The sequence below is a fragment of the Shinella agrisoli genome (assembly GCF_046557955.1).
Taxonomy (GTDB): Bacteria; Pseudomonadota; Alphaproteobacteria; order Rhizobiales; family Rhizobiaceae; genus Shinella.
Genome location: NZ_JBJIEP010000015.1, coordinates 75,859 through 88,160, shown reverse-complemented (window position 1 = coordinate 88,160; position 12,302 = coordinate 75,859). Strand labels below are relative to the sequence as shown.

The following is a 12,302-nucleotide window of genomic DNA, read 5'->3' as shown; positions in this document are numbered from 1 at the left end:
CCTCACTGGCACAATCGGGCGGAAATGAAAAGTGCGGCGCCACCTATTCGGCACTCCCGCTGCCGCCGCCGGCCGCCTCCTGCGCGCCGTATTCCGCCAGCTCGGCCATTTCCTTCTTCAGCGAAGCCCCCTCCTCGAAGCTCGGCCGCTCGATGTCGTCGATGACCGCGCGACCGTCTTCCTCGACGAGCTTGAAGACAAGCCTTTCCGGTTCCCAGCCGGCGGCACGCTCGCCGAAGCAATGGCTGTTGTCAAAGGTCACGGTCACGTCTTCCGCGCCATCCGCCGGCCGGCCTTCCGTGATCGTCACGTCCTTCAGCGCACAGCCGTCCTGGCCGCCGATGACCGGATCGTAGTCGAAGGGAGAGCCGCCGTCGTCATAGGCCGGGTACTTCGCGGCCTCCCGGTATCTGGCGACGAAATCCCTGCTGTAGAGCCGCTTCAGGAAATCCTCGGAGAAGTAGTCGACATTGGGCGGAGCCTCGCCGTTCGGGCCGGTATCCTGCCAGTTGGCCGCCGCCGCGGACATGATTTCCGAAACCGGCGCCTTGAAATCGGCGGCCTCGGCGCAAACCGGAAGCACAAGGGCAAGCGCAGCGAGAGCGAAACGCGGCATCACATTCTCCATGGGTACGGCGGCCTCCTCGGGCAAATTCCCCGAACGGGATTCGGGCGGAACTTATTCCGCCGCCGCGCGAAAATAAACCGCCTCAGCCATTGGTCGGCTTTGCCTTCCCGGCCGTGAGTGCTATAGGGCCAAGCGGTTCTTTCAAGTCCACGCTCCGGGGCATCCCAGCCCCTACAAAACACGAGGCTCTCATGGCAAAGATCAAGGTCGCCAACCCCGTCGTCGAGCTCGACGGCGACGAGATGACGCGCATCATCTGGCAGTTCATCAAGGACAAGCTGATCCATCCGTACCTTGACATCGACCTCGAATACTACGACCTCGGCATGGAGAACCGCGACGCCACCAACGACCAGGTGACGATCGACGCGGCCAACGCCATCAAGAAGCACGGCGTCGGCGTCAAGTGCGCGACCATCACCCCGGACGAGGCCCGCGTCGAGGAATTCAAGCTGAAGAAGATGTGGAAGTCGCCGAACGGCACGATCCGCAACATCCTCGGCGGCGTCATCTTCCGCGAGCCGATCATCTGCAAGAACGTGCCGCGCCTCGTTCCGGGCTGGACCAAGCCGATCATCGTCGGCCGCCACGCCTTCGGCGACCAGTACCGCGCCACCGACTTCAAGTTCCCCGGCAAGGGCAAGCTGTCGATCAAGTTCGTCGGCGACGACGGCCAGACGATCGAGCACGACGTCTACGACGCACCCGGCGCCGGCGTGGCGCTCGCCATGTACAACCTCGACGAGTCGATCACCGAGTTCGCCAGGGCCTCGTTCAACTACGGCCTGCAGCGCAAGGTGCCGGTATACCTTTCGACCAAGAACACCATCCTGAAAGCCTATGACGGCCGCTTCAAGGACATCTTTCAGAAGGTGTTCGACGAGGAGTTCGCCGACAGGTTCAAGGCCGAGAAGCTCTGGTACGAGCACCGCCTGATCGACGACATGGTCGCCTCGGCGCTGAAGTGGTCCGGCGGCTATGTCTGGGCCTGCAAGAACTACGACGGCGACGTGCAGTCCGACATCGTCGCCCAGGGCTTCGGCTCGCTCGGCCTGATGACCTCCGTGCTGATGACGCCGGATGGCAAGACCGTCGAGGCGGAAGCCGCGCACGGCACGGTGACGCGCCACTACCGCCAGCACCAGAAGGGCGAGGAAACCTCGACCAACTCCATCGCCTCGATCTTCGCCTGGACGCGCGGCCTTGCCCACCGCGCCAAGCTCGACGGCAATGCCGAGCTGGCGAAATTCGCCGACACGCTGGAGCGCGTGTGCGTCGAGACCGTCGAATCCGGTTTCATGACGAAGGACCTCGCGCTCCTCATCGGTCCCGACCAGCCGTGGCTCTCCACCACCGGCTTCCTCGACAAGATCGACGAGAACCTTAAAAAGGCCATGGCGGCCTGAGCCGAAACATCCACGAAAAGCCCGGCCGAGCGCCGGGCTTTTTCGTTTCCTGCCCTTGCGGCCGTCGCACCGCGCCCTATCCTCCGTTCCGCCGCTTGCAGAGGAGGAAGGCATGGCCGAGGACCTGGTTTTCTATAGCAACCCGATGTCGCGCGGGCGCATCGCCCGCTGGATGCTGGAGGAGGTCGGCGTGCCTTACCGCACGGAATGGCTGACATTCGAAGGCTCGATGAAGTCGCCCGACTATCTCGCGGTCAATCCGATGGGCAAGGTGCCCGCCATCCGCCACGGCGGGACGGTCGTCAGCGAGGCGGCGGCCATCTGCGCCTATCTCGCCGATGCCTTTCCGCAGGCGGGCCTTGCGCCGTCGACGGACAAGCGCGGCGACTATTACCGCTGGCTCTTTTTCGCGGCCGGGCCGCTGGAAACGGCGGCCTCGCTGAAGAGCTTCGGGATCGAGGTGCCGAAGGAGCGCCTGCGCAGCATCGGCTGCGGCAGCTTTGAATCGGTGATGGATACCCTGTCGTTCGCGGTGACGCGCCATCCCTTCATCGCCGGCGATACCTTCACGGCAGCGGACGTCTATGTCGGCGCCCAAGTGAGCTGGGGCCTGCAATTCGGAACGCTGGAGCCGCGGCCCGAATTCAAGGCCTATTGGGACCGCCTGAAGGACCGGCCGGCCAGCAAGCGCGCAACCGCCCTCGACGACGAGGAAATGCATCGCCAGCTTCAGGCGGCGAAGGACTGAACATCCGCTCGCCGCCGCGGCTGGGCAAGGCCCGTCAGACAGCCCGGCCGCCGCCTCCGCCCGGCGTCTCAGGTGCCGTAGAGCCAGCGATAGGTCACACCCATGTTCGCGTAGGGATAGGCGGAAAACGGGCCGATTTCACAAATCCTGCGCTTTCTTCCGTTCTGCAATTTTCGCAAGGCTTCGCCTTCCGTTATTGCAAAAATGGGCGACTCGGCGTGAGATGCCCTCGCCGGCTCCCGTTTCCCCCACCCACCGGTCTCCCGAGGCTCCCATGACCGATACATTGACGCCCAAGCTCGCCAGCGTTTTCGCGGAGGGCTACGGCCCGGCGCGTTTGCGGGCCGATGCGCTTTCGGGGCTGACGGTGGCGATCGTCGCCCTGCCGCTCTCCATGGCGATCGCCATCGCCTCCGGCGTCACGCCGGACCGCGGGCTCTATACCGCCATCATCGGCGGTTTCCTCGTTTCCGCGCTCGGCGGCAGCCGGTTCCAGGTCGGCGGCCCGGCGGGGGCCTTCATCGTGCTCGTCTCGGCCACGGTCGCGCGCCACGGCGTCGAAGGCCTGCTGCTCGCCACGCTGCTGTCCGGCGTCATGCTGACGCTTGCCGGCTACCTCCGGCTCGGCAAGTACATAAAGTTCATTCCCTACCCGGTGACGGTCGGCTTCACCGCCGGCATCGCGGTCATCATCTTCGCCAGCCAGATCGGCGAGCTCTTCGGCCTGAAACTCGACGGGCGCGAGCCGGGCCCCATCCTCGAAAAGCTCGCCGCGCTCTGGGCCGCCCGGCCGACATTCAATCCCGCCGCCTTCGGCGTCGCCGGGCTCACCATCGCCGTCATCCTGCTGCTCCGCCGCTTCCGGCCGTCCTGGCCGAACCTCCTCATCGCCGTCGCCGTCGCCTCCGTCGCGACGGCCCTCCTCTCGCTGCCGGCGGATACGATCGGCAGCCGCTTCGGCGGCATACCGCGCGGCCTGCCCGTGCCGGCCCTTCCGTCCTTCTCGCCGGAGCTCGTCATCGCCGTGCTGCCGGATGCGGTCGCCTTCACCCTGCTCGGCGCGATCGAATCGCTGCTTTCGGCGGTCGTCGCCGACGGCATGACCGGCCGCCGGCATCGCTCCAGCATGGAGCTGGTCGCCCAGGGCTTCGCCAATATCGGCTCGGCGCTGTTCGGCGGCATCTGCGTGACCGGCACCATCGCGCGCACCGCCACCAATGTGCGCTCCGGCGCCACCAGCCCGGTCTCCGGCATGCTGCACGCGGTCTTCCTGCTGCTCTTCATGCTCGTCGCCGCGCCGCTCGCAAGCTATATCCCGCTCGCGGCGCTCGCCGGCGTGCTCGCGGTCGTCTCGTTCAACATGGTCGAGCGGCCCGCCATCGCCGCCCTCTTCCGCTCCTCGCGCGGCGATGCGGCCGTGCTCGCCGTCACGTTCCTGCTGGTCGTCTTCCGCGATTTGACGGAAGGCATCGTCGTCGGCTTCCTGCTCGGCGCCGTGCTCTTCATCGATCGCATGGGCAAGGCCGTCGACATCAGGGAGGAAACCGTGCCGCGCCTCGTGCGCGCCATCGAGGACGCCGGGGAGGACAGCGGCCTGCCGGAAAGACCGGTGGTGGCGGACGACCCGGACACGGTGATCTATCGCATCAGCGGCGTCTTCTTCTTCGGCGCGGCGGCGAGCGTGGGCTCCGTGCTCGACCGCATCGCCGATCAGCGGCGCAATTTCGTGCTCGACTGCACCGATGTGCCGCTCCTGGATTCGACCGCGGCCAGCGTCATCGAAGGCATTGTCCGCAAGGCCGAGCGCGCCGGGGTGCGCGTGTTCATCGCGGGGCTGAAACCCGACATGCGGCGGCTCCTGGAGGCGCATGAGCTGCATGCGCCGCGCGTGACCTTCACGCCGACGGCGGACGCTGCCATGGCGCAGATCGCAGCCGGCGGGGCCGCGCGCTAGCCGGCGACGGCCGCGCCCGCGGCAGGCACGACCTGTGCGCGCATGCGCCCGGCAAGGCCGGCGAGCTCCGCGGCGGGCGTTGCCCGCACGACCCGGTCGCGGCCGGCCTCCTTCGCGGCATAGAGCGCCCTGTCGGCGGCCGAGTGCAGGCGGTCGAAATCCGCGCCGAAGGTGGCCGCATCGGCAAGGCCGATGCTCACCGATACGCCGATCTCGCGCCCCTCGCAGGAAACCGACATGGCGGCGACGTCGCGGCGCAGCATCTCCGCGAAGGCTTGCGCCCGCTCGATGTCGTGCCGCGGCGCGAAGAGCGCGAACTCCTCGCCGCCGAAGCGGCAGAACAGCATGCCCTCCTCCAGCCGGGAGGAAACGCGCGCCGAAAAGCCCGTCAGCACCGTATCGCCCGCGACATGGCCGTAAGTGTCGTTGACCGCCTTGAACCGGTCGAGGTCGAAGATCATCAGCGTGCCCTGCGCCCTGCCGGCAAGGCGCGCCTGCACGTCGTCGAGGAACGATCCGCGGTTCGCGATGCCGGTCAGCACGTCCGTGCGCGAGGCCTGCCGGTAGAGCGCTTCGCCGCGCTCCTTGATCAGCACCAGCATGGCGACGGCGGCGAGGATCGTATGGGCGAAGAGTTCGAGCGAGAAGAGGGCGAACCAGGCGGAATAGGCCGTTCCGTTGCCGAGGGCGGCGGGCGAGACGATCGCCATCGGAATGCGCAGGGAATAGATGAGGCCGTGCGTCAGGAAGAAGATGGCCGACATGGTGCGCGTCGGCAGATGCTCGTCGCGTCGCCCGCGCCACACATCGACGCCGATCCAGGCGGAATAGGTGCTGACGATCGCCGACGTGAGGACGATGCGCACGTTCACGTCCTGCGCCACCGGGGGCAGGCCGAGATAGGCGACGGTCCAGAGGAGCGGCCCGCCCAGCACGACGAGCGGGTAGACGGTGCGGCGGTCGAAGACCCGGAAACCCGCCCACATCAAGGCATAGGCGAGCGAGGCGAGCCCGTTGCCGAGGCCGACGGTGACGAGCGGAAACCCGAAGGGGCGAAGCGTGAACAGCAGCGTGCAGAAGGAGCCGACCCACATGGCAAGGCACCAGTAGCCGGCGGCCGCATGGCGCCGGTCGGTCAGCCACACCTGAAGCATGAAAATCCCGGCGACCGTGGTCGCCAGGAAAGTACAAATCATCAAGGTTGATATACTGATGATGTCTTCAATCAAAACACGCACTCCGCACGCACGGGATGCTAGGCAAAAACCTTGAAGACTTCGCAAACAAACGGCGGGCTGCCCACCCGCCGCCGTATCGTTACCTGTGTAAAGATGGGGCGATCAGCCGGCGATCGCCGTCGCGACGGCCTCGACGGCATCGGCCGCCCTGGCGCCGTCCGGACCGCCGGCCTGCGCCATATCGGGACGGCCCCCGCCGCCCTTGCCGCCGAGCGCTTCGGAGGCGCGGCGCACCAGATCGACCGCGCTGAGGCGCCCCGTCAGGTCGTCCGTCACGGCGACCACGGCGCTCGCCTTGCCGTCCGGCGAGACGCCGACGAAGGTGACGACGCCGGAACCGAGGCTCTTCTTGCCCTCGTCGGCCAGGCCCTTCAGGTCCCTCGGCTCGACGCCGGTGACGACCTTGCCGAGATACTTGACGCCCGCGACGTCGCGCACGCCCTCCTCGCCGCCGGAGGAGCCGCCGGAAAGCGCCAGCTTCTTCTTCGCCTCGGTCAGCTCGCGCTCCAGCTTGCGGCGCTCGTCGACCAGCGCTTCCACGCGGGCGAGCACCTCGTCCGGCTGCACCTTGAGCGCCGTCGCCAGCGCCTTCACGCGCTCGTCCTGCTCGGCGAGATAGGCGCGCGCCGCCTCGCCCGTCAGCGCCTCGAGACGGCGCACGCCGGAGCCGACCGCGCTCTGGGAGACGATGCGCACGAGGCCGATCTCGCCCGTGGCCGAGACATGCGTGCCGCCACAGAGCTCGACCGAATACGGCCGGTTCGCCTTGGCGCCGCGCACGCCGGTGCCCATGGAGACCACGCGGACCTCGTCGCCGTACTTCTCGCCGAAGAGCGCCATCGCGCCCTCCGCGATCGCGTCGTCCACGGTCATCAGGCGGGTGGTGACGGGCGAATTCTGCACGACGATCTCGTTCGCCATGTCCTCGATGACGCGCAGTTCCTCGGTCGAGATGGGCTTCGGATGCGAAATGTCGAAGCGCAGACGCTCGGGCGCGACCAGCGAGCCCTTCTGCGCGACATGGGTGCCGAGCACCTCGCGCAGCGCCTCGTGCAGCAGGTGCGTCGCCGAGTGGTTCGCGCGCAGGCGCGCGCGGCGGGCGTGATCGACCGCAAGCGCCACCGGATCGCCGACCCTGATCTCGCCTTCCTCGACGACCGCGCTGTGCACGAAGACGCCGTCGCCCTTCTTCTGCGTGTCGGTCACCGTCAGGCGGGCCGTGTCGGTGGTTATCGTGCCGGTATCGCCGACCTGGCCGCCGGATTCCCCGTAGAACGGCGTCTGGTTGAGGACCACCTGCACCGTCTCGCCGGCCTTGGCATCATCGACAGTTTTGCCGTCCTTGACGAGGGCCTCGACGACGCCTTCGGCGGTCTCGGTGTCGTAGCCGAGGAATTCCGTCGCGCCGAGCTTTTCGCGCAGCTCGAACCAGACGGTCTCCGTCGCCGCCTCGCCGGAGCCGGCCCAATGGGCGCGGGCTTCCGCCTTCTGGCGCTCCATGGCGTCGGTGAAGCCGGAAAGGTCGACGCCGATGCCGCGGCCGCGCAGCGCGTCCTGCGTGAGGTCGAGCGGGAAACCGTAGGTGTCGTAGAGCTTGAAGGCGGTCTCGCCGTCGAGCGTGTCGCCCTTGTGGAGCGTCGCGGTGGCGTCGGAGAGCAGGTTGAGGCCGCGCTCCAGCGTGGTGCGGAAGCGCGTCTCCTCCAGCTTCAGCGTCTCGGAGATCAGCGCTTCGGCGCGTTGCAGCTCCGGATAGGCGCGGCCCATCTCGCCGACGAGCGTCGGCAGGAGCCGCCACATCAAGGGTTCCCTCGCGCCGAGGAGCTGGGCATGGCGCATGGCGCGGCGCATGATGCGGCGCAGCACGTAGCCGCGGCCATCCTTGGCCGGCAGCACGCCGTCGGCGATCAGGAAGGCGGAGGAGCGCAGGTGATCTGCGATGACGCGGTGGCTGGCGCGCGCCTCGCCCTCGGCCGGAACGCCGGTCGCCTCGACGGACGCGTTGATCAGGGCCTGGAAGAGGTCGATGTCGTAGTTGTCGTGCTTGCCCTGCAGCAGCGCGGCGATGCGCTCGAGGCCCATGCCGGTGTCGATCGACGGGCGCGGCAGGTCGACGCGCTCTTCCCTGGTGAGCTGCTCGAACTGCATGAAGACGAGGTTCCAGATCTCGATGAAGCGGTCGCCGTCCTCCTCCGGCGAGCCCGGCGGGCCGCCCCAGATATGGTCGCCGTGATCGTAGAAGATCTCCGAACAGGGACCGCACGGGCCGGTATCGCCCATCGCCCAGAAATTGTCGCTCGTCGCGATGCGGATGATGCGGTCGTCGGAAAGGCCGGCGATCTTCTTCCACAGGTCGAAGGCCTGGTCGTCCGTATGGTAGACGGTGACGAGCAGCCGGTTCCTGTCGATGCCGAACTCCTTCGTGATCAGGTTCCAGGCAAGCTCGATCGCGCGCTCCTTGAAATAGTCGCCGAAGGAGAAATTGCCGAGCATCTCGAAGAAGGTGTGGTGACGCGCCGTATAGCCGACATTGTCGAGGTCGTTGTGCTTGCCGCCGGCGCGCACGCATTTCTGTGCGGTGACCGCCGTGGAATAGGGGCGCGTCTCAAGGCCCGTGAAGACGTTCTTGAACTGCACCATGCCGGCATTGGTGAACATCAGGGTCGGGTCGTTGCGCGGCACGAGCGGGCTGGACGGGACGACCTCGTGGCCCTCTCTGCGGAAATAGTCGAGGAAAGTCGACCGGATGTCATTCACGCCGCTCATATCGCGTCCTTCATCTCTGCACTGTCCGCGCCGGAAAGCGGCGCATCACCCACCCAATTGTCCCTGCAACGACGGCCAAGCCGCCTCGCCGGCCGGAGCGCCCGCCCGGAAGGCCGATCAGGGCCGTCCATCCGCGAATTCCGTCGAAACGTCACGCACCCGCCGCCTGTCTTGCGGAAAGGCCGAAAAACCCGGAGCGCGCGAGAACTGAAGGCTTTTATCGCCCGCCTCGCGCCCTGTCCAGACATCAAAAAACCGGCCTTTCGCGAAGAAGAGGCCGGTCCTTCGAGTTTTTTGAGAGCGTTGCGCGGCGATTACATTTCCGCCGCGTCGCCGCTGTCGTTGGGATCCGGGCCGCCGTTTTCGAGGAACCGGTCGGCGATGAGGCCGGCATTCTGGCGCAGCGCGGTCTCGATCTCGCGGGCGAGGTCCGGATTGTCGCGAAGGAAGGTCTTGGCGTTCTCGCGGCCCTGGCCGAGGCGCTGGCTGTTGTAGGAGAACCAGGCGCCCGATTTCTCCACGATGCCGGCCTTGACGCCGAGGTCGATGAGCTCGCCGGTCTTGGAGACGCCCTCGCCGTACATGATGTCGAACTCGACCTGCTTGAAGGGCGGCGCCATCTTGTTCTTGACGACCTTGACGCGGGTCTGGTTGCCGATCACCTCGTCGCGCTCCTTGACCGCGCCGATGCGGCGGATGTCGAGGCGGACCGAGGCATAGAACTTCAGCGCGTTGCCGCCCGTCGTCACTTCCGGCGAACCGTAGACGACACCGATCTTCATGCGGATCTGGTTGATGAAGATGACCATGCAGTTCGACTTGGAGATGGAGGCGGTCAGCTTGCGCAGCGCCTGGCTCATCAGGCGCGCCTGGAGCCCCGGCAGGCTTTCGCCCATCTCGCCCTCGATCTCGGCGCGCGGCGTGAGCGCGGCCACCGAGTCGACGACGAGCACGTCGATCGCCCCGGAGCGGACCAGCGTATCGGTGATCTCCAGCGCCTGCTCGCCGGTATCGGGCTGGGAGATGAGGAGGTTTTCGAGATCGACGCCGAGCTTGCGGGCATAGACCGGGTCGAGCGCATGTTCGGCGTCGACGAAGGCGCAGATGCCGCCCTTCTTCTGGGCTTCCGCAATGGTCTGCAGCGCCAGCGTCGTCTTGCCCGAGCTTTCCGGGCCGTAGATCTCGATGATGCGCCCCTTGGGCAGGCCGCCGACGCCGAGCGCGATGTCGAGGCTGAGCGAACCCGTCGGGACCGTCTCGATCTCCACGACGCTGTCCTTCGAGCCGAGCTTCATGATGGAGCCCTTGCCGAAGGAGCGCTCGATCTGGGAGAGAGCCGCTTCGAGTGCCTTGCTTTTATCCACTGTTTTATCCTCTACGAGCCGCAAAGTGTTCTGTGCCATTTGGTCCACCTTTAGGTTATTGAAGCAAGACAGGCAACGAAGCCGCCGATGAAAGCTATGTACACATTTTGTTCTCGTTTTGCAAGGTGCATTCATCCATTTGAATATTTTTGCGAATCGAGGGGGTGTTCTATTTTCGTTTCGGGTGCGCGGAAGCCGCGCGGGAACAGGGCGGGACCGGCCGCCCGAGCGGGCGGCGGCGGCCGAATCGGCGAAGGGACGTGAAGGAAGGCGATGACGGGCAGGACGATACTGGTGATGGGCGGCGCCCATGTGGACAGGCGCGGGCGCATAACCGGAGAGACGGTGCCGGGGGCCAGCAATCCCGGAAGCTGGTTCGTGGAGGCGGGCGGCGGCGCCTTCAACGCGGCGCGCAATCTTTCGCGGCTCGGCCACAGCGTACGCCTCGTTTCGCCGCGGGGCGGCGATGCGGACGGCGACATCGTCGCCGCGGCGGCGCAAGCGGCGGGCGTCGAAGACACGCCGTTCATCTTCCTCGACCGGGCGACGCCGAGCTACACGGCGATCATCGAGCGGGACGGCAACCTCGTCATCGCGCTGGCCGACATGGATCTCTACCGCCTCTTCTCGCCGCGGCGCCTGCAGCAGCGCGCGCTGCGCGAGGCGATGGCGGCGGCCGGCCTCGTCCTCACCGACGCGAACCTGCCGGCCGAGACGCTTGCCGCCATGACCGGGGCGGCAAGGGCGGGAGGCGTGCCGATCGCCGGCATCGCCATATCGCCGGCCAAGGTCGCACGCTTCCGCGACAGCCTTCCCGGCCTCGCCTTCCTGTTCATGAACGAGGCCGAGGCGCGCACGCTGACGGGCGCGGCGCCGGAAAACCCCGCCGGCTGGCCGGAGGCGCTGCGCGCGGCGGGCCTTCCGGCCGGCGTGGTGACGCGCGGCGGCAGGGGCGTGATCGCCTTCGACGCGAACGGCGCCGTCGTCGTCAAGCCGCCGCCGGTTCCGGCCCTCGGCGACGTCACCGGCGCGGGAGATTCGCTCGCCTCCGGCTTCCTCAGCGCCTTCCTCGGCGGCGCGCGGATCGGCGAGGCCCTGCGCCATGGCGTGGCGGCGGCGGCGATCACCGTGCGCTCGCCTCTCGCCGTGGCCGAGGAAATGTCGCAGGCCGCGCTTGCGGACGCACTTTCTCTTGTGCCGCAGGCCGAAATCCTGTCATGAGATTTTTTTGCCCGAAACTCCGCAAGGACACAGCATGACCAGACCCGCCTCCTCCCTCCTGCCGATGCAGTATTCGGACGAAGTCGCCGCCGCCAAGGCCCGCGGCGCGCCCATCGTCGCGCTCGAATCGACGATCATCACGCACGGCATGCCCTATCCCGGAAACCTCGACATGGCGCGCAGCGTCGAGCGGATCATCCGGGAGGAAGGCGCCGTGCCGGCGACCATCGCCGTCATCGACGGCGTGCTGCACATCGGCCTCGAGGAAGCGCAGCTCGAGGCGCTTTCCAGGACCGAGGGCGCCATGAAGCTTTCGCGCGCCGACCTCGCCTTCGCCATCGCGGAACGCCGCACGGGCGCCACCACGGTCGCCGCGACGATGATCGCCGCCGCCCGCGCCGGCATCAGGGTCTTCGCCACCGGGGGCATCGGCGGCGTGCACCGCAGGGCGGAAGAGACCTTCGACATTTCCGCCGACCTCGACGAGCTGTCGCGCACCGGCGTCATCGTCGTCTGCGCCGGCGCCAAGGCCATCCTCGACATCCCCAAGACGCTGGAGGTGCTGGAGACCCGCGGCGTGCCGGTGGTGACCTACGACAGCCCGAACTTCCCCGCCTTCTGGTCGCGCGATTCCGGCCTAAAAAGCCCGCTGACGCTGAACAGCCCGGCGGCGATCGCCAATTTCCAGGCGGTGCGCGACCAGCTCGGCGTCGACGGCGGCATGCTGATCGCCAATCCCGTCCCGCAGGCCGACGAGATCCCCCGCGAGGAGATGGAGATCTACATCGCCCGCGCGCTCGACAATGCCGAACGCGACGAGGTCGCCGGCAAGGCGGTCACGCCCTACCTGCTCGACAGCCTCTTCCGCCTGACGGACGGCCGCAGCCTGAAGACGAACATCGCGCTGGTGGAGAACAATGCCCGGCTCGCGGCGGAGATCGCCGTGGCGATGGCCGACTGAACTGGCGAGGCGGCCGGCT

9 protein-coding genes are annotated in these 12,302 nt (G+C 67.3%); 5 read left to right on the top strand and 4 right to left on the bottom strand.

The features are described from left to right. Positions 1-43 precede the first annotated feature (43 nt). On the bottom strand, positions 44-616 hold the full coding sequence (locus ACIIOY_RS16675) for a hypothetical protein (RefSeq protein ID WP_411035801.1): 573 nt from the start codon (positions 614-616) through the stop codon (positions 44-46). 203 nt (positions 617-819) lie between these two features. On the opposite strand from ACIIOY_RS16675, the gene ACIIOY_RS16670 reads away from it, so the two are divergent. The 3 genes from ACIIOY_RS16670 (at position 820) to ACIIOY_RS16660 (ending at position 4,736) form a co-directional block, all read left to right on the top strand. Next, positions 820-2,034 carry an NADP-dependent isocitrate dehydrogenase gene (locus ACIIOY_RS16670; RefSeq protein ID WP_411035800.1) on the top strand — a complete coding sequence of 405 codons (1,215 nt, stop codon included), beginning with the start codon at positions 820-822 and terminating at the stop codon, positions 2,032-2,034. A gap of 112 nt (positions 2,035-2,146) precedes the next feature. Then, positions 2,147-2,782: a glutathione S-transferase family protein gene (locus ACIIOY_RS16665; protein WP_411035799.1), complete on the top strand. Its 636-nt coding sequence runs from the start codon at positions 2,147-2,149 to the stop codon at positions 2,780-2,782. A 274-nt stretch (positions 2,783-3,056) separates the two neighbouring features. Next, positions 3,057-4,736 carry a SulP family inorganic anion transporter gene (locus ACIIOY_RS16660; protein ID WP_411035798.1) on the top strand — a complete coding sequence of 560 codons (1,680 nt, stop codon included), beginning with the start codon at positions 3,057-3,059 and terminating at the stop codon, positions 4,734-4,736. On the opposite strand, the gene ACIIOY_RS16655 is transcribed toward ACIIOY_RS16660, so the two are convergent. The 3 genes from ACIIOY_RS16655 to recA all read right to left on the bottom strand — a co-directional run bounded on the left by ACIIOY_RS16655 (position 4,733) and on the right by recA (position 10,140). Continuing rightward, positions 4,733-5,890 carry a GGDEF domain-containing protein gene (locus tag ACIIOY_RS16655; RefSeq protein ID WP_411035797.1) on the bottom strand — a complete coding sequence of 386 codons (1,158 nt, stop codon included), beginning with the start codon at positions 5,888-5,890 and terminating at the stop codon, positions 4,733-4,735. The two genes, ACIIOY_RS16660 and ACIIOY_RS16655, sit on opposite strands and share 4 nt — an antisense overlap. A 186-nt stretch (positions 5,891-6,076) precedes the next feature. Then, positions 6,077-8,737: an alanine--tRNA ligase gene (alaS, locus tag ACIIOY_RS16650; protein ID WP_411035796.1), complete on the bottom strand. Its 2,661-nt coding sequence runs from the start codon at positions 8,735-8,737 to the stop codon at positions 6,077-6,079. A 314-nt stretch (positions 8,738-9,051) separates the two neighbouring features. Next, positions 9,052-10,140 (bottom strand): recombinase RecA, encoded by a 1,089-nt coding sequence (gene recA, locus ACIIOY_RS16645; protein ID WP_411035795.1) that lies wholly within the window; start codon positions 10,138-10,140, stop codon positions 9,052-9,054. A 234-nt stretch (positions 10,141-10,374) separates the two neighbouring features. Here recA and ACIIOY_RS16640 point away from each other — a divergent pair, with 234 nt between their 5' ends. Both ACIIOY_RS16640 and ACIIOY_RS16635 read left to right on the top strand, forming a co-directional pair. After that, complete coding sequence (locus ACIIOY_RS16640; protein ID WP_411035794.1) at positions 10,375-11,322, top strand: carbohydrate kinase family protein; 948 nt, start codon at positions 10,375-10,377, stop codon at positions 11,320-11,322. Positions 11,323-11,356: 34 nt separating this feature from the next. Beyond that, on the top strand, positions 11,357-12,283 hold the full coding sequence (locus ACIIOY_RS16635) for a pseudouridine-5'-phosphate glycosidase (RefSeq protein ID WP_411035793.1): 927 nt from the start codon (positions 11,357-11,359) through the stop codon (positions 12,281-12,283). Positions 12,284-12,302: the final 19 nt, after the last annotated feature.